Raw genomic sequence first — 22,508 nt, 5'->3', positions numbered from 1 at the left:
TTGCTGAGCAACGTTATACTTTTTGTGAACATTTGATAATTTAAGCATTCAGCAACCGCTTACGCAGCTGCTGGCACCTCATCAAACGCCCACACTTATCGACTGTTGATTGTTAAAGATCGTATTCGGTACTGCCTTGCTGCATTCTGCGAATCGTTGTGTTCGTCAGCAGCAGAGAAGTGAGATTATGCAGTGTTTCGCTTAACTCGTCAACTTCCTTTTTTGTGTCGTATCGTTCAGACACAGCCCGATGAAACTGCCGTAACTTCCTGAATCGGCAATCGTTTTCAACGAGGGAGCGAATGATATCAAAGCTGCCAGCACCCCGCAAGGCCTGCACGCGCAAATGAAACCCAACGCGTACAATGCACCCTTTGCCGTTCAGCCTATCCGTCCGCCATGACCATCCTGCTCTCCACCCTCAACGCCCGCTATGCCCACGCTTCGCTCGGCCTGCGCTACCTGCTGGCCAATATGGGCGAGCTGCAGGAACAGACGGCGCTGATGGAGTTCGTCATCGGCGCCAAGACGACCGAGGTCGTGGAACGCCTGCTGGCAAAACAACCGCGCATCGTCGGTTTCGGCGTCTATATATGGAACGTCGAGGAAACGACCCGGGTCGTCGCCATGCTCAAGCGCGTCGCGCCCGAGGTGACGGTCGTGCTGGGCGGGCCGGAAGTCTCGTACGAGACCGACAAACAGGAGATCGTCCGCCTGGCCGACTACACCGTCACCGGCTGGGGCGACGTTTCTTTCCCCAAGCTGTGCGGCGAAATCCTGCACGGTCCCAAGCCGCTGATGAAGGTCCACGCCGGCGTCCAGCCGCCCATGGCCGACATCGCCCTGCCCTACTCTCTATATAGTGACGAGGACATCGCCCACCGCACGCTCTACGTGGAAGCCTCGCGCGGCTGCCCCTTCAAGTGCGAGTTCTGCCTGTCCTCGCTGGATAAAACTGCCTGGCCCTTCAATCTCGATACCTTCCTGGCGGAGATGGAAGGCCTGTACCGGCGCGGCGCCCGCCTGTTCAAGTTCGTCGACCGCACCTTCAACCTGAACGTCAAGACCAGCCAGCGCATCATGCAGTTCTTCCTCGATAAGCTGGCGGCGAATCCCGACGATCCGGTCTACGCCCACTTCGAACTGGTCCCCGACCACCTGCCGGAAGGGCTGAAGGCCACCATCGCCCAGTTCCCGCCGGGCGCGCTGCAGTTCGAGATCGGCATTCAGAGCTTCAATCCCGAGGTGCAGACCCTGGTGAGCCGGCGCCAGGACAATGCCAAGGCGGCGGACAACATCCGCTGGCTGCACGAGTACTCGCACGCCCACCTGCACGTCGACCTGATCGCCGGTCTGCCGGGCGAGGACGTCGCCAGCTTCGCGCGCGGCTTCGACCAGCTTGTATCCCTCGGGCCGCACGAGATCCAGTTCGGCATCCTGAAACGCCTGCGGGGCACGCCCATCATCCGCCACACCGAGCCTTTCGGCATGGTGTTCGATCCCTACCCGCCTTATACCGTGCTGGCCACCGACCGCATCGACTTCGCCACCATGCAGCGCCTGGTGCGCTTTGCCCGCTACTGGGACCTGGTCGCCAACTCGGGCCGTTTCGCGCACACCGTCAATACGCTGCTGGGCGACGCGCCGTTCGCGAACTTCATGGCCTTCAGCGACTGGATGTACACCCGCACCGACGCTACCCACCGCATCGCCCTCGACCGCTTGGCCAAGCTGGTACAGGAATGGCTGCAGCTGCGGGGCATGAGCGAGGAAGGGGCAAAGGCGCTGCTGGCCAGCGACTATGCCGGCAACGTCGACAAGCCGGCCAGCAAAGCCAGAAGCGAACAAAAGCAGGCCGCTCCCGAGCGCCAGGTCCGCCACCTGGCAGCATAAAAGGGCGCGCAAGCGGCACGCCACCGCCGCGCGTGTGGCAGCCGCTGCGAATCTCTTTTACACTGCCGTAATGCGGATTGAAAATGCGCCAACATTAACTATCGAACATCCCAACGCCGGTGCAGAGTCGGTGGTGGCGCGCGGCGTATGGCAGGTGCATGCACTGGGCAAGCGCGGGGCGCTCAAGAGCATCAACAAGACCCTGGCCGGTCTGGCCGACAAAGCTTCCCTGTCCTGGGACCTGTCGGCGGTGGAAAGCCTGGACCACATCGGCGCCCAGATATTCTGGAGCGCCTGGGGAAAAAAGCGTCCCGGCCAGCTGACCCTCGATCCGAAGCAGGAAGAACTCTTCGCGCGCCTCGAACAGGCCAGCGACATCGAACTGCCGCGCGTGCGCACCAGCCCCTTCAACTGGATCATCAGGCTCGGCGCGGGCGTGCTGTCCTTCTTCGAGCACATGAAAGCGGTGGTGATCCTGATCGGCCAGGTGGTGCAGGACGTCGGCCGCTTCATCCGCCATCCGATGGCGGGTCCGTGGCGCGAGATCTCCGCCAACATCTACCATTCCGGCTTCCAGGCGCTGGGCATCACGGCCCTGGTGGGCTTCCTGATCGGGATCGTGCTCTCCTACCTGTCGGCGCAGCAGCTGCGCATGTTCGGCGGCGACATCTACCTGGTCAACATCCTTGGCATGGCCATCATCCGCGAACTCGGGCCGCTGCTGGCGGCGATCCTGGTGGCCGGCCGCTCCGGCTCCTCGATCACCGCGCAGCTGGGGGTGATGCGGGTGACCGAGGAACTCGATGCGATGCTGGTGATGGGCATCTCGCACGGCTTCCGCCTGATCATGCCGAAGGTGATCGCGCTGGCGATCGCGATGCCGTTGCTGGTGATCTGGACCGACGCCATGGCCCTGCTGGGCGGGATGATCGCGGCCAAGGTCGAACTGCATCTGGCGATGCGCTACTTCATCCAGAAGCTGCCGTCGGCGGTGCCGATCGTGAACTACATGATCGGCCTCGGTAAAGGCGTGGTGTTCGGCATGCTGATCGCCATGACCGCCTGCCACTTCGGCCTGCGCATCAAGCCCAACACCGAAAGCCTGGGCCGCCTGACCACGACCTCGGTGGTCAGCGCGATCACCGTCGTCATCATGGCCAACGCCGTGTTTGCGATCGTCTTTTCCAGCGTGGGGTTCGACTGATGGCCAACACGATCACCCAGCCCCTGAACCTCAAGCCGGACGAAAAAGTCGGACCGCCGGTGGTCCAGATCCGCAATTTGTGGACCCGCTTCGGCCGCACCGTGGTGCACCAGGACCTGAACCTCGACATCTACGCCGGCGAGATCCTGTCCATCGTCGGCGGTTCCGGCACCGGCAAGACCGTGCTGCTGCGCCAGATGCTGGGCCTCGAGCACCCGGCCAGCGGCTCGGTGACGGTGTTCGGCGAAGACATCAGCAGCGCCAGCCCCGAACAGCTGCAGCGCATGCGCAACCACTGGGGCATGCTGTTCCAGCAGGGCGCCCTGTATTCCGCGCTGACGGTGTTCGACAACATCGCCCTGCCGCTGCGCGAGCTGCGCGCCCTGCCCGAGGACGTGATCCGCGACGCCGTGCTGCTGAAGATGAACATGGTGGGCCTGGGCCCGGGCGACGCCAACAAGATGCCGTCCGACCTGTCGGGCGGGATGATCAAGCGCGCCGCGCTGGCGCGCGCCCTTGCGCTCGAACCCCAGCTATTGTTCCTGGACGAGCCCACCGCCGGCCTGGACCCCGATTTGTCGGACACCTTCGTGGAGCTGATCCAGACCCTGCACAACGAGCTGCACCTGACCGTGGTAATGGTCACGCACGACCTCGACACGCTGTTCGCGCTGTCCTCGCGCATCGCGGTGCTGGCCGAGAAGCATGTGCTGGCGGTCGGTCCCGCGTGCGACGTGCTGCGCGTGGAGCATCCATTCATCAAACAATTTTTCCTCGGCCCGCGCGGCCAGCGCGCGCTGGAAGTGCTGGAAGAACGCTACGCAGGAAAGGAAGCGGAAGACTGACATGGAAAACAGATCGTATGCCCTGATGACGGGTTTCTTCACGGTCGCGCTGCTGGTGGCGGCCGTCCTGATCGGCCTCTGGCTGAACCGCGACAGCACCAAGATGCGACCGTACGAGATCGTCACCACCCAGACCATCCCCGGCCTGAACCCGCAAGCCGCGGTGCGCTACCGCGGCCTGGAAGTCGGGCGCGTCGACGACATCGTGTTCGATCCGCGCGTGACCGGCCAGATCCTGATCAAGCTGTCGATCGCGGAAGGCGCCCCGGTCACCACCACCACCTTCGCTTCGCTCGGCTACCAGGGCGTGACCGGCATCGCCTTCATCCAGCTCGATGACGACCGCACCGGCTCGCCGCTGCTGGCCAGCGACAAGGGCCACGTGGCGCGCATCCCGCTGCGTCCCGGCCTGCTGGACCAGCTGGAAAAGCGCGGCCTGGCCATCCTCGAGAAGACCGAGCAGATCACGAACAGCCTGAATACGATCTTGAGCAAGGAGAACGCCGACAAGATCACCGGCGCGGTCGACAACATCAGCAAGGCGGCCCAGTCCTTCGGCGAGATCCCGAAACAGCTGGAGCCGACCCTGGCGCGCATGCCGGCGCTGACCGACAAGCTGGATCGCACCATGAGCTCCGTGAACGAGCTGTCGACCAGCGCCACCAGCGCGGTGCGTAATTACGACCGCCTGGCCACCAACCTGCAGGCGCCGGGCGGGCCGATCGACCGCGCCGCCGGCGCCATCGCCTCGCTCGAAGGCGTCACCTCCGACCTCGAGATGCGCACCCTGCCGCACCTGACCGAGATGACCGACGAGGCCCGCATTTCGCTGCGCGCCGTGCGCCGCACCGTGACCAATATCGGCGACCGCCCGCAGAGCATCCTGTTCGGCGCGGCCAAGACCCAACCCGGCCCCGGCGAGCCCGGCTTCGTCCCTCCGACCAAATGAATGAGGAAACCGTGACCCTGCTCAGTGCAAACCTACTCAGGTACCGTTCCATCGCCGTGCTGGCCGCCGCCGGCCTGCTGCTGGCAGGCTGCGCCTCGCAGAAGGGCGAGCCCACCACCCAGTTCGACTTCGGCCCGGCCATGCCGGCGGCCAGCGCCCAGGCACCGCAAGCTATGCCACCGGCGATCGGCGCGATCGTCGTCACCGACGTCACCGGCTCGAGCGCCCTCGAGAACGAGCGCATGTTCTACCGCCTGAGCTATGCCGACGCCCTGCAGGCGCGCAGCTATGCCAACAGCCGCTGGACTGCGAACCCGCTGCAGATGATGACCCAGCGCCTCAAAACCCGGATCTCCCAGTCCGGCACCAAGGTGCTGTCGGACACCGACGCCTCGAACGGCATTCCGATCCTGCGCGTCGACGTCGACGAATTCGTCCACAACTTCAGCGGCGTGGCGCAGAGCGAAGGCCAGGTGGCGCTGCGTGCCTCGGTGTTCCAGGGCCACGTGCTGATCGACCAGCGCAGCTTTGCCCGCACCACCGCGGCCAGCAGCGCCGACGCGGCCGGCGGCGCCCGCGCGCTGGCGGCCAGCACCGACGCCATCGCCGCCGACATCGTGGCCTGGCTGGGCACCCTGAACGTCAATCGCCGATGACCCTGACGGAAGACGAGGCGAGGCCGCGCGCATCTCCGGTTGCGCGCGCCGCCCTGCTGGCCTACCTGCTGCTGATCGTGTATGCGAGCTGGTTCCCGTTTTCGGGCTGGCGCAGCAGCGGGCTGTCGCCCTTCGCCTTCCTGAACCTGCAGCCGCAGCGCTACTGGACCGGCTTCGACGTGATGGTCAACATCGTCGGCTACATGCCGCTCGGCGTGCTGTTCGTGCTGGCCCTGCACCCGCTGGTGCGCGGCGTGTGGGCGGTGCTGGTGGCCGCGGTGTGCGGCGTGCTGGTGTCGGGCATCATGGAAGTGGTGCAGAACTACCTGCCCAGCCGCGTGCCTTCGAACCTCGACCTGCTGACGAATGCCGGCGGCTGCCTGGCCGGTGCGGTGCTCGGGCTGCTCTTCGCCCCGCTGCTGCTCAACCAGAGCCGCCTGCAGCGCCTGCGCCAGCGCTGGTTTGCGGCGCATGCCAGCCAGGGCCTGGTGCTGGTGGCGCTTTGGCCGCTGGCCCAGGTCTATCCGCAGGGTTACCTGTTCGGCAATGGCCAGATCCTGCCGCTGCTGTCGGAATGGCTGTCCGAATGGCTGGACACCGATATCGACCTCGTCACCCTGATCCGCGGCAGCGCCGGCATGACGGTCGAACAGTACTGGCTGTCCGAGATCGTGATCACGGCCTGCGGCATGACCGGCGCTGCCCTGACCTTGCTGTGCCTGGCCCGCCGCACCGCGCCGCGCCTGGGGCTGATGCTGTCCCTGGTGTTTACGGGCGTGCTGGTGAAGACCCTCGCCAGCTCGCTGTTCTTCTCCCCGGATAACGCCCTCACCTGGATCACGCCGGGCGCCCAGGGCGGCTTCCTGATCGGCCTGATCATGCTGGCCGGCCTGGCCTTCGCGCCCCAGGTCGCGCAGCGCCGCCTGGCCGTGGTGACCCTGGTGCTGGCCCTGATCGTCGTGAACACGATTCCGGCGAATCCCTATTTCGTCGCCACCCTGCAGTCCTGGCAGCAGGGTAAATTCCTGAACTTCAATGGCGCGGCCCAGTTCATCGGCATGGCCTGGCCCTTCTTTGCCCTCTGGTTCCTGCTGCTGCCCTCGCACCGCCTGAACCGCCAGTGATAAGGGCGTATCATAGCGGGCAGGTGACTACACTATCGAGATCGACATGAGCGACAAACCCTTTTACGAACACCACGTGTTCTTCTGCATGAACGTGCGCGAAGGCGAAGGCTGCCGCCCCAGCTGCGGCAAGCACGGCGCCGAGACCGCCCAGAAGCACGCCAAGAAGCGCATCAAGGAACTCGGCCTGAACGGCGAGGGCAAGGTGCGCATCAACCAGTCCGGCTGCCTGGACCGCTGCGAGGAGGGCCCGGTGGTCGTGGTCTACCCGCAGGGCACCTGGTACACCTATGTGGACACCTCGGACATCGACGAGATCATCGACCGTCACCTGCTCAAGGGCGAAGTGGTCGAGCGTTTGAAAATCTGAACGACGCTGTAATCAATGAACAAGCAATCGAAAAAGTTTTACCTGACCGGCCATGCCGGCAAGATGGAGTGCATGCTGGACGAGCCGGAAGACGGTGCACCGCGCGGCATCGCCCTGGTCGCCCACCCGCACCCGCTGTACGGCGGCACCATGGAGAACAAGGTCGCGCAGACGCTGGCGCGCGCCTTCGTCGGCCTGGGCTACGTGACGGCCCGCTTCAACTTCCGCGGCGTCGGCGAGTCCGAGGGCACCTATGATGACGGCCATGGCGAAGTCGACGACATGCAGGTGATGTATGACCATATGGTCGAACAGTATCCCGGCCTGCCGGTCGCGCTGACCGGCTTCTCCTTCGGCACCTTCGTACAAGCCCAGCTGCAGCAGCGCCTCGAAGCGCAAGGCCGCCCGGCCGAGCGGCTGGTGCTGGTCGGGACCGCCGCCGGCAAATGGCCGATGCCGACCGTGCCGGCCGACACCATCCTCATCCACGGCGAGCTTGACGATACGATCACGCTGCAACAGGTGTTCGACTGGGCGCGCCCGCTCGACATCCCTGTGACGGTGATCCCGGGCGCCGACCATTTCTTCCACCGCAAGCTCGTCCACATTAAAAATCTTGTCGCGCAAATGTGGCGGCGTGACATTTGAGGCGATCACTGGCCTATAATGGTCCGTCTTTGTTTTAGGCAATGCTAACCGGCATTGTCTATGCGTCATCGTCCCTCTGATTTCCTCTTGCCTCCCATGAAAAAGTTAATCGCCGCCCTGGCCGCCAGCGCCCTCCTGATGTCGGCTGCCCAAGCGCAACAAGTGCCGCCCCCGCAAATCGCCGCCCGTTCGTGGACCCTGCTGGATGCCACCAGCGGCCAGATCATCGCGTCCCAGGATGCGGACACCCGCATCGAGCCGGCCTCGCTCACCAAGGTCATGACCGCCTACGTGGTGTTCGGCGCGCTGCGCGACAAGAAGATCTCGCTGGACCAGAAGGTCAACGTGTCTGTGCGCGCCTGGAAGGTCGACGGCAGCAGTTCGAAGATGTTCATCGACCCGGCCACCCCGGTCTCGATCAACGACCTGCTGTACGGCCTGATGGTCCAGTCGGGCAATGACGCCGCAGTGGCGCTGGCCGAAGCGGTCGCCGGCGACGAAGGCACCTTCGCTCACCTGATGAACGAACAGGCCCAGCGCATGGGCATGAAGAACACCAAGTTCGCCAATCCGCACGGCCTGCCCAGCCCGGACAATTATTCGACCGCGCGCGACCTGTCGATCCTGGCCTCGCACGTGATCAAGGACTTCCCCGAGTTCTACAAGATCGACTCGGTCAAGGAATTCACCTATAACAAGATCAAGCAGCAGAACCGCAACCGCCTGCTGTGGCTCGACCCGACCGTCGACGGCATGAAGACCGGCCACACCGAAAGCTCGGGCTACTCGATGATCGCCTCGGCCCACCGCCCGAACGGCACGGCCGGCGAACGCCGCCTGATCTCGGTGCTGTCCGGCGCGAATTCGGACGGCACCCGCACCGCCGAAAGCCAGAAGCTGCTGAACTGGGGCTTCCAGAACTTCGACACCGTCAAGCTGTACTCGAAGGGCCAGGCGATCGCCACCCCGGAAGTGTGGAAGGGCTCGAAGTCGACCGTGAAGATCGGCTTCCCGAACGACGTGCTGGTGACCGTGCCGAAGGGCGTGGCGCAGAAGATGAAGCCTGTCCTCGAGCGCAAGGACCCGCTGGTCGCGCCGCTGGCCCTGAACGGCCGCGTCGGCACCCTGAAGATGATGGTCGACGGGAAGCCGCTGCTGGCGCTGCCGGTGGTGTCGCTGGAAGAAGTGTCGGAAGCGTCGATCGTCGGCCGCGCCTGGGACTCGATGCGTTTGTGGATGAAGTAATCTAAAGGACCGTCATGACCCACGCACTCCCCCGCGACCTGCACTGCCCCCGCATCGCCACCCGCGCGAACGGCCCCGAACTGTCCCGCATCGTCGCCGGCATGTGGCGCATGGTCGAGTGGAACATGACGGTCGCGCAGCGCGTCGCCCTGATCGAGCAGTGCATCGCGATGGGCGTGACGTCCTTCGACCATGCCGACATCTACGGCAACTACGGCGTCGAAGGCCAGTTCGGCGAAGCCCTGCGCGCCCAGCCTTCGCTGCGCGACCGGATCCAGTTGATCAGCAAGTGCGGCATCAAGCTGCTGTCCAACAAGCGCCCCGAGAACACGATCCAGCACTACGACACCACGGCGGCGCACATCGTCGCCTCGGCCGAGGAGTCGCTGCGCCAGCTGCATACCGACCGCCTCGACCTGCTGCTGATCCACCGTCCCGATCCGCTGATGGACTTCGACGAGATCGCCGACGCCTTCACGCGCCTGAAACAGGCCGGCAAGGTGCTGCACGTGGGCGTGTCGAACTTCAGCCGCCATCAGTTCGAGGCGCTAAACCGCCGCGTCGAGCTGGCGACGAATCAGGTCGAGTTCTCGCCGCTGCACGTGGCGCCGATGTTCGACGAGACCTTCGACGGCCTGCAGGATCTGAAGGTGGCGCCGATGATCTGGTCGCCGCTGGCCGGCGGCCGCCTGTTCACCTCGAACGACGCCAACGCCGAGAACCTGCGCCTGGTGGTCAAGGAAATCGCCGACCGCCTGCACCAGCCCTTCGCGAGCGTGATCTTCGCCTGGATCATGCAGCTGCCATCGAACCCGATCCCGCTGACCGGCAGCGGCCGCGTCGAAGCCATCGCGGTGGCGGTGGCCGGCACCGGCTTCAAGCTGTCGCGCACCGACTGGTTCGCGATCCTGCGCGCGGCGCGCGGTCACGAAGTCGCGTAAGCGCAGGCGTCTCCATGGCCGAGCCGCTGAAGATCGTCGAAGGCCGCGCCCTCAGTGCGCAGCAGAAGAAAGACTTGCTGAACCGCCTGGCGCGGGTCGAGGGCCAGCTGCGCGGCGTCCAGAAGCTGATTGCGCTGGCCGATGCGCCGGCCGACTGCGACGCCGTGGCCCAGCAGATGGCGGCGGCGCGCAAGGCGCTGGACCGCTCCTTCGTGCAGCTGCTGACGGCCAGCATTGTCAACCTGACCGACAATGCGGCCAGCATCGACGAAGCAAAACAAAGCGCCGCGCACTTGGCGGCCTTATTCGATAAATTCGCGTAGAACGCGTGGGCTCGGGGAGCCCACCCTACCGGCTGCTCACGTAGGGTGGGCTCCCCGAGCCCACGCGAGCATCAATCTTCATAGACCTTCGGCGGCGCCACGCCCCGCCACCCGCTCTGCCACGCGATATTCAGCAGCAGCGTCGCACTGATATACAGCACGAAGAACAGCACAAAGAAGCGCGTCTGCAGCAGCACCAGCAGCAGCACGCACACGCCCAGCGCCACGAAGACCGCTTTCGACTTCGGCTGCTTCGAGCTGGGGAAGCGGATCGTCGACACCATCAGCGCGCCCACCGCCACCATCAGCAGCATCACCAGGAAAGCACGGGCCATGTCGGTGGCGGCCACCGGGTCGGGCCAGGCCACCACCACCGAGGCCACGCAGGCCGCACCGGCGGTGATCGGCATGCCGACGAAGTAGCGCGGGTCGGTCCGGCCCACCATCACGTTGAAGCGCGCCAGGCGGAGCGCGCCGCAGGCCACGAACACGAAGCAGGCAAGGCCGCCCATGCGCACCAGGGTCGGGTGATCGGCGCCCATCTGCGCGAAGCCGTAGCAGTACAGCAGCAGGCCGGGGGCGCAGCCGAAATTCATGACGTCGGCGATCGAGTCGAGCTGCACGCCGAAGTCCGACTGGGTGTTGGTGGCGCGCGCCACAAAACCGTCGAGCGCGTCGAAGACGCCGGCCAGCACCAGCAGGATGGCCGCCAGGCGGTAATCGTCCGGGTTGCCCACCGGGGCGTTGTCGACCGAGATGACGATGCTGCCGAAGCCGCAGGCGATCGACAGCAGGGTCACGAAACTGGGCAGGGCGAACTTGGCGCGCGCGAGGCGCTGCTGGCGGCTAGGCTTCAAATTGACGGCTCGACAAAAGGAAAGAATGGCTTATTTTACATGGACTTACGTGTGAAACGGATTTATCGCGCGGCATGGTCATGATTCGGCGAATTAGCCTAGAATGGGAGCTCTTTGACCGCGGTATTGACGCAAGTTGGGAGTATTACATGATGAGCAAAACGCATCCTGCGAAGAGCATCGTCGCTGCCTTCATCGCCGCCCTGGCGCTGGCGGCCTGCGGCGGCGGCTCGAACAACGGCAGCGCGAGCGGCGCTAACGGCGCCACCGGCTCGACCGGCTCGACCGGGTTCTCGGGGCAGGACGCCTCGGCGCCGGTCCTGACCAACAACGTCGCCACCGACGGTTTCAACTGGATCAACTACCGCCGCGGCCAGGTCGGCGCCGGTGCGCTGACGCGCAACAGCCAGCTCGACCGCGCTGCGCAGGCGCACTCCGATTATCAGCGCCTGAACGGCTATGTGACACACGTCGAGAAATCGTCCGAATCCGGCTTCACGGGAGCCACGTCCAAGGACCGTATCCAGGCAGCCGGCTATACCCTGGTGCCCGGCTATGCGGAAGGCGAGATCATTGCCGCGACCACCAACAACAACGGCTTCTACATGGCCGAACAGCTGGTGTCGGCGATCTACCACCGCTTCGTGATGTTCGAGCCCCTGTTCAGGGACATGGGCACCGGCTCGGCCGCGACCCCGGCCAACTACATCTATTTCACCACCAATCTCGCGACCACGCGAGGCTACAGCCCGGGCCTGCCCAGCCATGCCATCATCACCTGGCCCTTCAATGGCCAGACCGGGGTGGAGCCGAACTTCTTCAGCGACTACGAGGAACCGGATCCCGTGCCGGACAAGGGTGTCAACGAAGTCGGCTACCCGATCAGCGTCCACGCCAACCTGACCGAGCCCGTCACCGTACAGAGCTTCACGGTACGGTCGCGCGGCGGCAGCGCCGACCTGAAAACACGCCTGCTGGTACAAGGCCAGGACGTCAACACGACCATGGCCTCGGTGGCCGCGATCGTCCCGCTGGCGCCGCTGGCGGCCAGGACGACCTACGACGTGAGCTTCAACGGCACCGTGGGAGGTGCGGCGGTCACCAAGACCTGGTCGTTCACGACCAAATGAGCCTCTCCGCCGACCAGCAAGCGCAGTCCGCCCACGATTCTTCCGCTCCCGCCATCAACCGCGCGGACGGCGTCGCCCGCCTGATGGGCGACGCCGTCCTGTTCGCGCGCGTGCTGGCGCGCTTCCGCAAGGATTACCGGCAGGCGGCCGTGCGCATCCGCGAGGCGCTGGCCGCCGGCGACACCGAACTGGCGCAGCGCCAGGCGCATACGCTCAAGGGCGCGGCCGGGATGATCGAGGCGGTGCCGCTGCGCGAAGCGGCGCAGGCGCTGGAACAGGCGCTGCGCCGCCGCGACGGCCATCTGGCGCCGCGCCTCGCGCGCCTGGAGCACGCGCTCGAGCGGGTGCTGCTCGAACTGGATGCGGCGGACGACATCCCGCCGGCTGCGGCGCCCGTGCAGCAGATCGACGGCCGCGGCGTGGTCACGGCGCAGCTGCGCGCCCTGCTCGAGGACGGCAACGGCGACGCGGTCGACCTGGTGCAGGAAGCCGCGGCTAGCTTGACGAGGGAATTGGGAGAAGAACGCTACCGCAGGATCGCGGCAGCGATCGAGGTCTTCGACTTCGAAGGCGCGCTGGTCAGACTCAGCGCGTGAATTCGGCTTCTTCGTCGAAGGCGTCGGAACAGGATTTGCCGCAGAACCGGCGCACGCTGTCCAAAGGTTTGTCGCAGTACCAGCACGCGCCTTTTGGCGGCAGGCTGAGACGCGATGGCACCGGCGTGGCGCCGGTATTGATCGTCGCGGCGACGAGCGGCTCGACGGCCAGGCCCTTCTCCGGAAAACTTTCCTGTATCGTTTCCAAGATCACCCCCTTACCGGCAGCACTTCAGTAACGCAAAGATTACTTTAGTGGAACACCGTGTGCATGAGAAAGCGCAAGCGCGGCTTGTCCATTGCATGCTGATGCGCACCGAAGTCGACTCAAGTTTGCGCCGTTTGCGTTACCTCCGCAATGGCGAGCTCACGACAGTCTTGGTGACGCAACAGTTACGGCGCTCTACGATTCATCGAAGCGAACGGTGCCGGACTTCTAGCTGCGAGAAATAATAGCAGTATTGGCAACAGCCGCTCGGGGCCGTTCAATCGTGCGCGCGCTGCGTGTCCGATTTGCGACTGAATGTGAAAAGGATGCCGTCAGCGCTGGGGTTCCACCGTCACGACCAGCGCGCCGGGAACGGTATCGAGGCGGGTGGGCACGAACTGCGTGCCGGCGTAGTGCAGGTCTTCCGAACGGAAGCTGTAGATGGGGACGTCGCGCACCAGCTGGTTCATGAGGACGTCCGCCGCGCGTCCGAGGTCCCTGGCGCGGGCGCCGTCCATGCCCTGGATGTCGAAGCGGTCGACATGGGCGTCGGCCATGAATACGCCGCTGCGTGCGGCGTCCACATACAGGTGGCCGGACAGGGTCAAGGTGCCGGCCCAGGACTGGCGCAGGAAAGGCGGCAACACCGACACGTCCATCGTCAGCGCCACGCGGTCGCTGTCCGGCAGGATCGCCAGCTGCGGGCGGGTGAGCTGGACGTCGAACAGTTCGAGCAGGCGGTTCCGCAGCGGGAAGCGGCGCTCCAGGCCCGCCTGCAATTTGGCCTGCGAGATCTCGACGCGGCGTGGGCCGGTCAGGCTCGCGCAGGAAGCCAGCATGGCGCCAGTGGCCAGAGCTACCGCCGTCAAACCGAAACGCCGCCGCGTGATCCCCTTTTCCATGCCCGCCTCGCCCGTGAACTGTTCAGATGGGCGAAGCGTAGCATATCTGCTTATAAACCCATTCCACCGGAGGCTTCGATGCGCTGCCCGGTGATCCATCCGCTGCCTTCGGCCAGCAGGCTGGCGGCGGCGCCGCCGATATCGTCCGGCAAGCCGGCCCGTCCCAGCGCCGTCTGCGAGGCGACCCAGCCGTTCAGCGCATCGTCGTCGCGCACGCGGCCGCCGTTGAAATCGGTGGCGATGGCGCCCGGCGCCAGCGTGTTCACCGAGATCCGGCGCGCCGCCAGTTCGCGCGCCAGGTAGCGCGTCAGCACCTCGACGCCGCCCTTGGCCGCGGCATAGGCGCCGGCGCCGGCCACCGTGAAGCGGGTCAGGCCGCTGGAGATGTTCAGGATGCGGCCGCCGTCATTCAGGCGCGGCGCCAGCGCCTGGGTCAGGAACAGGGCGGATTTCAGGTGGATCGCGATCATGCCGTCGAACTGCTCTTCGGTCAGTTCCATCAGCGGCACGTGCAGGCCGCTGCCGGCATTGTTCACGAGGATGTCGAAGCGCTCGCGGCCCCAGTCGGCCAGGGTGGCATCGACCTGCCCTGCGAAGCCGGCGAAGGCGCCGCTATCGGCCACGTCCAGCCGGAAAGCGGCGGCCCTGCGGCCCAGCGCCTGGATCGCCGCCACGGTTTCGTGCGCCGCCGCTTCGTTCTGCTGGTAAGTCAGGATGATGTCGGCGCCGTCGCGCGCCAGGTGCAGGGCCATGCTGCGGCCCAGGCCGCGGCTGCCGCCGGTGATGATGGCAATGCGCGAGTTCGTGTTCGAGGTGTTCATGTCGGACTCCTTTCGTAAGAGGATTCCAGTGTATTCTTCGATTCTGCTGCAATAAACCCGCCGAATTCGAATTGACTTTGCAGGAATTACGAAGAATCATGGTGGCATGAACGAACTCGATACGATCCAGGTCTTCCTGAAAGTAGCGGAACTCGAGAGCTTCAGCGGCGCCGCCCGCCAGCTCGGCCTGCCGAATGCGACGGTGTCCGCCGCCGTGCGCCAGCTCGAGCAGCAGCTCGGCACGCGCCTGCTGCAGCGGACCACGCGCCGGGTGCAGATGACGCAGGAGGGCGAAGCCTTCCACGCGCGCAGCCGCGAGGTGCTGGACGAAGTGGAGGCGCTGCGCGGCATGTTCCGCGCCGGGCAGGATGTGCTGACCGGGCGGCTGCGTGTGGACATGTCGGTGGCGCTAGCCAGTGAGCTGGTGCTGCCGCGCCTGGGCGAATTCATGGCGCAGCACCCGCAACTGGCGATCGACCTCGGCACCGCCGACCGCCGCGTCGATCTGATCCGCGAGGGTTATGACTGCGTGCTGCGCGCCGGCGTGCTGCTTGACTCGTCCCTGGTCGCGCGGCCGCTGGGCAGCTACCGCTTGGTCAACTGCGCCAGCCCGGCCTACCTGCAGCAGTACGGCACGCCTTTGACGCTCGAGGATCTCGCACATCACCGCCTGATTCACTACGACGCCCAGCTGGGCGGCAGCGCCGCAGCCTGGGAATGGTTCGATGGCGAGCAGACCCGCTACGCGCCGGTGGGCAGCATGCTGACGGTGAACGGCACCGCGTCCTATAAAGCCGCCTGCCTGGCCGGCCTCGGCATCATCCAGGTGCCGGGGGCCGGCTTGCGCGAGCTGATCGAGGCCGGCAAGTTGGTCGAGGTGCTGCCGGATTACCGGCCGGCGCCGATGCCGGTGGCTTTCGTTTATCCCACGCGGCGCCATGTGCCGGCGCGCGCGGTGGCGTTCATGGACTGGGTGGCGGGGTTGCTGAAGCCCTATTTGGGTGAATAGAAATAAGGCGTTTGCGCCGCCCAGTCCGAGTCCGGATAGCGCTTGTGGAGCAGGGTAAAGGCCTTCTTCGACAGGCTTGCGGCGTCCGGATCGAGGCAGCCGCCGCGCGTGGATTGCACCACCACGTACAGCAGCCAGGGGAGCTCGGTATCCTTCGGATGGCTGCTCATCCATTGCAGGACGTCGTCGCCGACCACACCGGTAGCGGTCTTCATCGTCGCCAGGCGCGCCAGTTCTGCGCGGGCGTCGGCATCGCCGGTGGCGGGCATGGTAGGGAAGCGCCAGGCAAAGCGCTCGTCCGCGGCCTGCTGAAATTCCTTGCCGTCGAATTTGCACCAGCCGGAAGCCGTGACCTCATCGTCGCCGCGGCGTGCCACCGGTTGCGGTGACATATCCAGTTGCGCGGACAAACCGAAGCGCAGCGCCGCCACCAGCGCGATGTGGCGGCGTTCCGCGCCCGTCCCGGCGCGGCGGTAGCGCTGCGCCGGCTCCGCCAGTTCCGGCGCCAATTGCGCCAGCACCCCGGCGGCCGCGTTTCCCTGCTCCGGCATGTCGAGCAGGGACGCACGGATCCACGCGGCGCCGGCGGCACGGGTACGGAGCGGCTTGGGCAGCGCCTCGACGCGCGCCAGCTCGATCATGCCGGCCACCGGCAGGCCGACCTTGAACCACAGCAGGCCGTCGTCGTTGATCATGTCTTCCTTCTGTTCCGGGTCGTTCTTCGCGAAGTCGACATTGGTGCGCAGCAGCCAGGCCGCGGCATCCTTCACCGACGACGCCACCGCGAAGCGCTCCTCGCGGAACAGGTTGCGCGTGCCCGGCGACAGCTTGCGCTTCAAGGCCGCCTCGCCGATGGCGCGCGCTTCCTCCTGCCGGCCTGCCAGGCGGTACAGGCGCGCCAGGTGGAAGTGGACGGTGGTCCACGCCGGATCGTCGGCGCCGACCGCCAGCGCCGCACGCTCCAGTTCCGGCGGCATGGATTGTGCCAGCATCATCGCCGCGGTCAGCCAGGTGCGCGTTCTGGTCTTTTGCCAGCGTTCGAGCGCATGCACGGCCTGGGCGGCGCAGGTCGGGTTGTCGCGCAGGTCGCAGGCACGGAGGGTGTCGATCCAGTCAATGAAATCGTACTGCTTGCCCGCCTGCAGTCTGGCGTCATCGATCACGATAGCCCAATCGCCCAGCCGGTCCTGTGCGAACGGGTCGGCGGTGGGATTGTCCAGGTAGCGGCTCAGCTCTTCCAGGCGGATTTCGGGCGTCAGGTTCGCACGCATCGAGCGCAGCAGCGCCCGGGTCGGCTCGTGCATGGGCGCCAGCGCAGCGTCGGCCAGGATGGCGGCGCCGCGCTGCTCGAGCCAGCGGGCCTCCTTGTCGCGCGCGGCGAGCCCGGTCTCCTTCACGGCCAGCGCACGCCGGATGTCCGAGCGCAGCGCCAGGTAGTGGCCCAGGCCCTGCATCGGGTGTCCCTGGGTGGCGCCGATGCGCTCGAACTGCGCCGTACTCTCCGCATAATGCTGCAGGTAGAAGTGCCAGGCGGCGCGCTGGTAATCGCGCAGCTGGCGCCAGAACAGCGGCTCCGAATCGGGCAGTGGCGCGGGTTGAGCGAGCTGCGGCGCCTTCTCCTTCTCGCCCCCGTAGCGGTAGCGCGCGGCTTCCGCTTCCGCGCAGGCCAGGCCGACCTGGTATTGGGCGCGCACCCAGGCGGCCGTGCGCTCCTTGCCGGCGTCGCGCCGTGCTGCCAGCATGCGCCAGGTGCGTCCCGCCTGCTCGTTGGCGGCTTCGGGGCAGGCGTAATAGGCGTTGAGGGCCGGGTCGTCCTCGCGCAGCTGCAGCAGCGCCGCGATATTCAGCCGTTGCGGCGCCGCCTGGTCCGGCGGCGTGACGGCAGCCTGCTGCCAGCCGTTGCCGAAGGCCGAACCGTCGGCGCGCGCCAGCCCGCCCGCGGTCCCCGGCATGGCCGCCACCCTGGGTCCGAGCGAAATCGCGCGCCAGGCCGTGTACAGATAGACGCGCCGCATGCCCGGCTGCAGGATGCCGAGCTCGCCGGCCTGGAAGCGATCGAGCGGGATGTCCGGCGCGCGGTAGGCCTTGAACATGGTGTAGCTGGGACCATAGTCGCCACTGGCGCCGGCGTCCATCGCCACCGAAACCGCGGCGGCAAGCATGGCAACTGCGAGAATGCGCTTCATTCGGGGTTTCTCCATCCTTTTTCATCGAACCAGTAGGTGTTCCGGTAGCGCGCCGCCACCTCGGGCGCGAACGGCTCCTGCCGCGAAAAGCCGGCGCTGCCGGCGCGGCACAGGGGATGCAGCAGCTGCGGCCGGGACGCGACGATATCGCGCAGCGCCGCATTGTCGCGGCCCATCCGGAAGAACATCGGCACCACCTCGTCGGCGGCCAGTCCATCCAGCCAGCTCGGTGAGCGGCACCACCAGCCGAGCGCCGTGACGCTCAGGCGTATGTCGCGCGGCAGCGCGGCGCGGATGTCCCGCACCAGGGCGCGGTAGTCGGCGCGCTGCGAAGGCCGCGCTTCCAGGTCCAGCTGGACCCAGCCGGAGGTGGTCGCATGCGCCGCCTTGCCCATGGCCTCGAGCACGGTGGCGTGCGCCGGCTGCAGGCTCCCGGGCGGGCGCAGCGCATCGATTTCCACGTGCACGACCGGAATGACGCGGGTGGCGGCCGGCAGCCGGCGCGGACGGGCGCCGGGACGCACCAGTATCTTGTCGCCAGCCAGCCAGATGTGGCGATCGACCACCGCCACCGCCGGCTGCGACCAGGCCGGCACGGGCGCATCGCGCCACAGCCAGGCCACGGCATTCGTACCGGGTGCGGGCGGCAGGTCGGCGGGCATCGGCTTATTCCGCGCTCACTTACCGATACAGAAGCGGCTGAAAATCACCCCCAGCAAATCATCCGGCGTGAACTGCCCGGTAATGCTGGACAGCTGATCCTGCGCCAGCCGCAGCTCTTCCGCGAACAGGTCGAGCGACTGATCGTCCTGCGCCGCATGCAGCCCCGCCATATCCAGATGCTCGCGCGCCGCACGCAGGGCGATCAGGTGGCGTTCGCGCGCCAAGTACAGCGACTCGCCGGTCTGCTGCCAGCCGGCGATGCGCAGCAGTTCCGCGCGCAGCAGCTCCATGCCGATCTTCTCGTGCGCCGACAGGTAGATGTGGGTCACGTCCGCGCTCATGTCCACCGAGGGTTTGTGGCCCGACAGGTCGATCTTGTTCCAGATGCGGACCACCGGCACGCCGGCCGGGAAGGCGGCGACGATGTCCTCGTCGGCCCTGGCCGGGCCCAGGTTCGCGTCCAGCAGGTGCAGGATCACGTCGGCCTTGCCGACCTCGCCCCAGGTGCGCTCGATGCCGATGCGCTCGACCACGTCGACGCCCTCGTCCAGCGCGCGGATGCCGGCGGTGTCGATGATGTTCAGCGGGATGCCCTCGACCTGGATGGTCTCGCTGACCTTGTCGCGCGTGGTGCCGGCGATCGGGGTGACGATGGCGACCTCCGATCCGGCCAGCGCGTTCAGCAGCGAGGATTTGCCGACGTTCGGCTGGCCGACCAGCACCACGTTCAGGCCCTCGCGCAGCAGCGCGCCTTGCGCCGCCTGGCGGAACACGTGGTCCAGCGCCTCGACGATGCCAGCCAGCTGGCCGCGCGCATTCGATTTTTCGAGGAAGTCGATCTCCTCTTCCGGGAAGTCGAGCGTGGCCTCGACCAGCATGCGCAGGTTGATGGTCTTGTCGACCAGCTCATGCACCACCTTAGAGAAGGCGCCAGACAGCGAAGCTGATGCCGACTTGGCGGCGGCTTCGGTCGAGGCGTCGATCAGGTCGGCCACGGCCTCGGCCTGGGCCAGGTCCAGCTTGTCGTTCAGGAAGGCGCGGCGGGTGAATTCGCCCGGCTCGGCCAGGCGCAGGCCGAGGCCGGCGCCCGCTTCCAGCACGCGCGCCAGCAGCATGCGCAGCACCACCGGGCCGCCGTGGCCCTGCAGTTCCAGCACGTCTTCGCCGGTGTAGGAGTGAGGCCCCTTGAAGTACAGGGCCAGGCCTTCGTCGATGACAGTGCCGGCGGCATCCTTGAACGGGATGTAGGTGGCGTGGCGCGGGGCCAGCTTCTGGCCGGGGAACAGGGCGTCGATCAGCGGCGCCAGCGCTTTGCCGGACGCGCGCACGACGCCGATGCCGCCGCGGCCGGGGGCGGTGGCGATGGCGGCGATGGGAGAGGTATCTAGTTTCATAAGGTAGATTCTACCAACGTCGTCCCCGCGAAGGCGGGGAGCCAAGTTTGTTGCGCAGTCGAGATGCAGGCAGAACTTGGATCCCCGCCTTCGCGGGGACGACGGTTTTGGGGCTATCTAAAATAAAAAAAAGCCCGCGCAACGCACGGGCTTTCCGATCAAACCATCGCAGGCTTACTTCGCCGGCGCGTACTTCTTGGTGATCACATACTGCTGCGCCATCGAGATCAGGTTGTTCACCACCCAGTACAGCACCAGGCCGGACGGGAAGAACACGAAGATGACCGAGAATGCCAGCGGCATGAACATCATCATCTTGGCCTGCATCGGATCGGCCGGCTGCGGGTTCAGGCGGGTGGTCACGAACATCGAGATCGCGTAGATGATCGGCAGGACGAAGTACGGGTCCGGCGCGGTCAGGTCGTGAATCCACAGGATCCACGGCGCGCCGCGCATCTCGACCGCGGCCTGCAGGGTCCAGTACAGCGCCAGGAACACCGGCATCTGGATCAGGATCGGCAGGCAGCCGCCCAGCGGATTGATCTTCTCGCTCTTGTACAGCTCCATGGTGGCCTGCTGCATCTTGACCGGATCGGCCTTGTAGCGCTCGCGGATCGCCTGCATCTTCGGCGTCACGGTCTTCATCTTGGCCATGCTGCGGTAGCCGGCTGCGGACAGCGGGAAGAACAGCAGCTTGATCAGGATGGTGAAGGCGACGATGGTCCAGCCCCAGTTACCGATCATCTGGTGCAGCTGGTCCATGGTCCAGAAAATCGGCTTGGCGATGATGGTCGCCCAGCCATAGTCGCGCACCAGTTCCAGGCCAGGGGTGACCTTCTCCAGCATCTTCTCTTCCTGCGGACCCGAATACAGGCGGGTCTCGTTCGACACGGTGGCGCCCGGCGCCACGGTCCCCAGCGGCATCACGGTGCCGATGGCGAACAGGTTGTTGCCCAGGCTCTTGGTGTAGATGTCGCGCTGCTGCTTCTCCGGCGGGATGAAGGCCGAGACGAAGAAGTGCTGCGAGATCGCGATCCAGCCGTCGGTGGCCTTGGTCGTGTGCTCGGCGCTGCCCTTGGCGATCTTCTCGAAGGTCAGCTTCTGGTACTTGTCCTGCGAGGTGTACAGGGTCGGACCGGTGTAGCTGCTGTTGAAGTAGGTGTCGCCTTCCGGCTTGCTGCCGTCGTGCTGCAGCTGCAGGTACAGCGACGGCGCTACCGGCACGGTGCCGATGTTGGTCACGTCGTGACGCACGCCGATCACGTAGTCGCCCTGGTGGAAGGTGAAGGTCTTGGTCAGGCGCACGCCGCCCTGCTCCGCTTCGAGCACGAGCTGGGTCTGGTTACCGTTGGTGACCAAGGGCTTCGCCACGAACGGGGTGTTGTGGTTCGGCAGGGCGCCGGTCGCGGCCGGGGTCAGGCCGGTCTGCGCCAGGTAGAGGCGGCCCTTGGCGGCATCGGTGTGGAACAGCAGCTGGTTCTTGGTGTTGTCGACCTTGTCGCGGTACTTCAGCAGCTCCAGGCGGCGGATCACGCCGCCGGCGGTGTCGATGTCGGCCTTGTAGACGTCGGTCGTGATGGTGATGATCTTGGTCTGGATCGGCGCCGGCGCTGCGGCAGCGCCATCGGCCGGGGCGGCGCCGGGCACGGATGCCGGGGTCGCGGCGGGGGCCGGCAGGTCGTTCACCTTCGGCTGGGCCGGGGTCTGCGCGGTGGCGACCTTGCTAGGTGCCTGCGGCGAGAACATCGACTGCCTGCCATTCGCCATGTTCCAATCGTTCCACAGGACGACCAGCGAGACGGCGAACACGATCCACAGGATGGTACGTTTATTGATTTCCATTGGGTCTTATTCAGGAATGGTTGCAACCGCAAGCGGTTGTTGGGGGTGGCACAGGGTCGTTGCCGCCGGCGTTCCACGGATGGCAGCGGCAGATGCGGCGCAGGGCCAGCCAGCCGCCGCGCGCGCCGCCATGCAGGCGCACCGCTTCGATCGCGTAGTTGGAACAGCTCGGATAGAAACGGCAGCTCGGCCCGAACATCGGGGACACCAGCAACTGGTAAGCGCGCAGCAGCCAGACGAGCAGCCTGTTCATGATGGCTGCTGTCCTGGACTGTCCGGCACAGCGGGCGCCGGCTCTGCGGCCGGAGGCGCCGGCTTGCGCGGCCTTGGCGCCTGCGACGCGAACAGGCGCGCCAGCTCGGCATGCAGCAGCGTCTTCAGGGCCCTGTTCGTGGCCGGACCGCTCTTGGTATTGACCGGCCGCGCAAGGCGCACGATGCAGTCGATGCCGGGGAGCGGCGTGGTGCGGAACAGTTCGCGCGTGACGCGCTTGATGGTATTGCGCGTGACCGCGCGCGGTGCGAACCGTTTGGCCGCAACGACGCCCAGCCGCGCATGCGGCAGGGTATTCGGTCGGGTATAGAGCACGAAATGCGCGCTTTTTTGTGCAGGGCGCAAACGAAAAACGGATGAAAACTCATCCGTTTTTACGATGCGCCGAACGCGCGCGAAGTCGTGCGAACCTTCGCCTGACATTGCTTA

Annotated in this window: 24 protein-coding genes; 14 read left to right on the top strand and 10 right to left on the bottom strand. The window is 66.1% G+C overall.

Annotated elements, in window-relative coordinates:
* The first annotated feature begins 399 nt into the window (after positions 1-399).
* From AC07PE_RS18595 to AC07PE_RS18545, 11 genes are all read left to right on the top strand, one after another.
* Positions 400-1,893 (top strand): B12-binding domain-containing radical SAM protein, encoded by a 1,494-nt coding sequence (locus AC07PE_RS18595; protein ID WP_498767116.1) that lies wholly within the window; start codon positions 400-402, stop codon positions 1,891-1,893.
* A 70-nt stretch (positions 1,894-1,963) separates the two neighbouring features.
* Positions 1,964-3,097, top strand: coding sequence for an MlaE family ABC transporter permease (locus AC07PE_RS18590; protein WP_498767113.1), 1,134 nt, complete (start codon positions 1,964-1,966; stop codon positions 3,095-3,097).
* Complete coding sequence (locus AC07PE_RS18585) at positions 3,097-3,942, top strand: ABC transporter ATP-binding protein (protein ID WP_498767111.1); 846 nt, start codon at positions 3,097-3,099, stop codon at positions 3,940-3,942. The genes AC07PE_RS18590 and AC07PE_RS18585 overlap by 1 nt, the downstream gene beginning before the upstream one ends.
* 1 nt (position 3,943) lies before the next feature.
* Positions 3,944-4,891: an MlaD family protein gene (locus AC07PE_RS18580; protein ID WP_498767110.1), complete on the top strand. Its 948-nt coding sequence runs from the start codon at positions 3,944-3,946 to the stop codon at positions 4,889-4,891.
* Positions 4,888-5,547: an ABC-type transport auxiliary lipoprotein family protein gene (locus AC07PE_RS18575; protein WP_498767108.1), complete on the top strand. Its 660-nt coding sequence runs from the start codon at positions 4,888-4,890 to the stop codon at positions 5,545-5,547. Before AC07PE_RS18580 ends, AC07PE_RS18575 begins: the two co-directional genes overlap by 4 nt.
* Positions 5,544-6,671 (top strand): VanZ family protein, encoded by a 1,128-nt coding sequence (locus AC07PE_RS18570; protein WP_498767106.1) that lies wholly within the window; start codon positions 5,544-5,546, stop codon positions 6,669-6,671. The genes AC07PE_RS18575 and AC07PE_RS18570 overlap by 4 nt, the downstream gene beginning before the upstream one ends.
* Positions 6,672-6,717: 46 nt before the next feature.
* Positions 6,718-7,041, top strand: a complete 324-nt coding sequence (locus AC07PE_RS18565) for a (2Fe-2S) ferredoxin domain-containing protein (protein WP_498767104.1) — start codon at positions 6,718-6,720, stop codon at positions 7,039-7,041.
* Between the two features lie 15 nt (positions 7,042-7,056).
* Positions 7,057-7,689: an alpha/beta hydrolase gene (locus AC07PE_RS18560; RefSeq protein WP_498767102.1), complete on the top strand. Its 633-nt coding sequence runs from the start codon at positions 7,057-7,059 to the stop codon at positions 7,687-7,689.
* A gap of 96 nt (positions 7,690-7,785) precedes the next feature.
* Positions 7,786-8,934 carry a D-alanyl-D-alanine carboxypeptidase family protein gene (locus AC07PE_RS18555; RefSeq protein WP_498767100.1) on the top strand — a complete coding sequence of 383 codons (1,149 nt, stop codon included), beginning with the start codon at positions 7,786-7,788 and terminating at the stop codon, positions 8,932-8,934.
* 14 nt (positions 8,935-8,948) lie between these two features.
* Positions 8,949-9,875 (top strand): aldo/keto reductase, encoded by a 927-nt coding sequence (locus AC07PE_RS18550; RefSeq protein WP_498767098.1) that lies wholly within the window; start codon positions 8,949-8,951, stop codon positions 9,873-9,875.
* 14 nt (positions 9,876-9,889) lie between these two features.
* Positions 9,890-10,198 carry a metal-sensing transcriptional repressor gene (locus AC07PE_RS18545; protein ID WP_498767096.1) on the top strand — a complete coding sequence of 103 codons (309 nt, stop codon included), beginning with the start codon at positions 9,890-9,892 and terminating at the stop codon, positions 10,196-10,198.
* 71 nt (positions 10,199-10,269) lie between these two features.
* Here AC07PE_RS18545 and pssA read toward each other — a convergent pair whose 3' ends face one another.
* On the bottom strand, positions 10,270-11,055 hold the full coding sequence (gene pssA / locus AC07PE_RS18540; RefSeq protein ID WP_498767094.1) for a CDP-diacylglycerol--serine O-phosphatidyltransferase: 786 nt from the start codon (positions 11,053-11,055) through the stop codon (positions 10,270-10,272).
* 149 nt (positions 11,056-11,204) lie between these two features.
* Between pssA and AC07PE_RS18535 the strand changes: the two genes are divergently transcribed.
* Complete coding sequence (locus AC07PE_RS18535; protein ID WP_498767092.1) at positions 11,205-12,185, top strand: CAP domain-containing protein; 981 nt, start codon at positions 11,205-11,207, stop codon at positions 12,183-12,185.
* On the top strand, positions 12,182-12,781 hold the full coding sequence (locus AC07PE_RS18530) for an Hpt domain-containing protein (RefSeq protein WP_498767090.1): 600 nt from the start codon (positions 12,182-12,184) through the stop codon (positions 12,779-12,781). Before AC07PE_RS18535 ends, AC07PE_RS18530 begins: the two co-directional genes overlap by 4 nt.
* On the opposite strand, the gene AC07PE_RS18525 is transcribed toward AC07PE_RS18530, so the two are convergent.
* The 3 genes from AC07PE_RS18525 to AC07PE_RS18515 all read right to left on the bottom strand — a co-directional run bounded on the left by AC07PE_RS18525 (position 12,771) and on the right by AC07PE_RS18515 (position 14,712).
* Positions 12,771-12,995: a hypothetical protein gene (locus AC07PE_RS18525; protein WP_498767088.1), complete on the bottom strand. Its 225-nt coding sequence runs from the start codon at positions 12,993-12,995 to the stop codon at positions 12,771-12,773. The genes AC07PE_RS18530 and AC07PE_RS18525 overlap by 11 nt on opposite strands.
* 326 nt (positions 12,996-13,321) lie before the next feature.
* Complete coding sequence (locus tag AC07PE_RS18520) at positions 13,322-13,891, bottom strand: DUF1439 domain-containing protein (RefSeq protein WP_498767086.1); 570 nt, start codon at positions 13,889-13,891, stop codon at positions 13,322-13,324.
* A gap of 50 nt (positions 13,892-13,941) precedes the next feature.
* Entirely contained in the window at positions 13,942-14,712 is a 771-nt protein-coding gene (locus AC07PE_RS18515; RefSeq protein WP_498767084.1) for an SDR family NAD(P)-dependent oxidoreductase, read from the bottom strand.
* Positions 14,713-14,818: 106 nt separating this feature from the next.
* On the opposite strand from AC07PE_RS18515, the gene AC07PE_RS18510 reads away from it, so the two are divergent.
* A complete protein-coding gene (locus AC07PE_RS18510) occupies positions 14,819-15,721 on the top strand; it encodes a LysR family transcriptional regulator (protein ID WP_498767082.1) in 903 nt (300 codons plus the stop codon).
* Here the strand turns inward: AC07PE_RS18510 and AC07PE_RS18505 are convergent.
* From AC07PE_RS18505 to rnpA, 6 genes are all read right to left on the bottom strand, one after another.
* Positions 15,706-17,907 carry a hypothetical protein gene (locus AC07PE_RS18505; protein ID WP_498767081.1) on the bottom strand — a complete coding sequence of 734 codons (2,202 nt, stop codon included), beginning with the start codon at positions 17,905-17,907 and terminating at the stop codon, positions 15,706-15,708. The genes AC07PE_RS18510 and AC07PE_RS18505 overlap by 16 nt on opposite strands.
* Positions 17,904-18,569 (bottom strand): hypothetical protein, encoded by a 666-nt coding sequence (locus AC07PE_RS18500; protein ID WP_498767079.1) that lies wholly within the window; start codon positions 18,567-18,569, stop codon positions 17,904-17,906. Before AC07PE_RS18500 ends, AC07PE_RS18505 begins: the two co-directional genes overlap by 4 nt.
* 15 nt (positions 18,570-18,584) lie before the next feature.
* Positions 18,585-19,964: a tRNA uridine-5-carboxymethylaminomethyl(34) synthesis GTPase MnmE gene (mnmE, locus tag AC07PE_RS18495; RefSeq protein WP_498767077.1), complete on the bottom strand. Its 1,380-nt coding sequence runs from the start codon at positions 19,962-19,964 to the stop codon at positions 18,585-18,587.
* Positions 19,965-20,138: 174 nt separating this feature from the next.
* Positions 20,139-21,806 (bottom strand): membrane protein insertase YidC, encoded by a 1,668-nt coding sequence (gene yidC, locus AC07PE_RS18490; protein ID WP_498767075.1) that lies wholly within the window; start codon positions 21,804-21,806, stop codon positions 20,139-20,141.
* A 10-nt stretch (positions 21,807-21,816) separates the two neighbouring features.
* Complete coding sequence (gene yidD / locus AC07PE_RS18485) at positions 21,817-22,059, bottom strand: membrane protein insertion efficiency factor YidD (RefSeq protein ID WP_498767073.1); 243 nt, start codon at positions 22,057-22,059, stop codon at positions 21,817-21,819.
* A complete protein-coding gene (rnpA, locus tag AC07PE_RS18480; protein ID WP_498767071.1) occupies positions 22,056-22,502 on the bottom strand; it encodes a ribonuclease P protein component in 447 nt (148 codons plus the stop codon). The genes yidD and rnpA overlap by 4 nt, the downstream gene beginning before the upstream one ends.
* Between the last annotated feature and the right edge of the window lie 6 nt (positions 22,503-22,508).

It is taken from the genome of Telluria sp. GW821-FHT07G12 (assembly GCF_059418525.1).
Note: the sequence above shows the minus strand (reverse complement) of the source record. Positions and strands in the feature narration are given on the sequence as shown.

Coding starts and splice junctions, on each gene's coding strand:
- AC07PE_RS18545 (WP_498767096.1), top strand. CDS start 9,890: ATGGCCGAGCCGCTGAAGATCGTCGAAGGCCGCGCCCTCAGTGCGCAG.
- mnmE (WP_498767077.1), bottom strand. CDS start 19,964: ATGAAACTAGATACCTCTCCCATCGCCGCCATCGCCACCGCCCCCGGC.
- AC07PE_RS18575 (WP_498767108.1), top strand. CDS start 4,888: ATGAATGAGGAAACCGTGACCCTGCTCAGTGCAAACCTACTCAGGTAC.
- AC07PE_RS18595 (WP_498767116.1), top strand. CDS start 400: ATGACCATCCTGCTCTCCACCCTCAACGCCCGCTATGCCCACGCTTCG.
- AC07PE_RS18515 (WP_498767084.1), bottom strand. CDS start 14,712: ATGAACACCTCGAACACGAACTCGCGCATTGCCATCATCACCGGCGGC.
- rnpA (WP_498767071.1), bottom strand. CDS start 22,502: ATGTCAGGCGAAGGTTCGCACGACTTCGCGCGCGTTCGGCGCATCGTA.
- AC07PE_RS18590 (WP_498767113.1), top strand. CDS start 1,964: ATGCGGATTGAAAATGCGCCAACATTAACTATCGAACATCCCAACGCC.
- AC07PE_RS18555 (WP_498767100.1), top strand. CDS start 7,786: ATGAAAAAGTTAATCGCCGCCCTGGCCGCCAGCGCCCTCCTGATGTCG.
- yidD (WP_498767073.1), bottom strand. CDS start 22,059: ATGAACAGGCTGCTCGTCTGGCTGCTGCGCGCTTACCAGTTGCTGGTG.
- AC07PE_RS18505 (WP_498767081.1), bottom strand. CDS start 17,907: ATGAAGCGCATTCTCGCAGTTGCCATGCTTGCCGCCGCGGTTTCGGTG.
- AC07PE_RS18585 (WP_498767111.1), top strand. CDS start 3,097: ATGGCCAACACGATCACCCAGCCCCTGAACCTCAAGCCGGACGAAAAA.
- yidC (WP_498767075.1), bottom strand. CDS start 21,806: ATGGAAATCAATAAACGTACCATCCTGTGGATCGTGTTCGCCGTCTCG.
- AC07PE_RS18560 (WP_498767102.1), top strand. CDS start 7,057: ATGAACAAGCAATCGAAAAAGTTTTACCTGACCGGCCATGCCGGCAAG.
- AC07PE_RS18535 (WP_498767092.1), top strand. CDS start 11,205: ATGATGAGCAAAACGCATCCTGCGAAGAGCATCGTCGCTGCCTTCATC.
- AC07PE_RS18500 (WP_498767079.1), bottom strand. CDS start 18,569: ATGCCCGCCGACCTGCCGCCCGCACCCGGTACGAATGCCGTGGCCTGG.
- AC07PE_RS18570 (WP_498767106.1), top strand. CDS start 5,544: ATGACCCTGACGGAAGACGAGGCGAGGCCGCGCGCATCTCCGGTTGCG.
- AC07PE_RS18520 (WP_498767086.1), bottom strand. CDS start 13,891: ATGGAAAAGGGGATCACGCGGCGGCGTTTCGGTTTGACGGCGGTAGCT.
- AC07PE_RS18530 (WP_498767090.1), top strand. CDS start 12,182: ATGAGCCTCTCCGCCGACCAGCAAGCGCAGTCCGCCCACGATTCTTCC.
- AC07PE_RS18565 (WP_498767104.1), top strand. CDS start 6,718: ATGAGCGACAAACCCTTTTACGAACACCACGTGTTCTTCTGCATGAAC.
- AC07PE_RS18580 (WP_498767110.1), top strand. CDS start 3,944: ATGGAAAACAGATCGTATGCCCTGATGACGGGTTTCTTCACGGTCGCG.
- AC07PE_RS18550 (WP_498767098.1), top strand. CDS start 8,949: ATGACCCACGCACTCCCCCGCGACCTGCACTGCCCCCGCATCGCCACC.
- AC07PE_RS18510 (WP_498767082.1), top strand. CDS start 14,819: ATGAACGAACTCGATACGATCCAGGTCTTCCTGAAAGTAGCGGAACTC.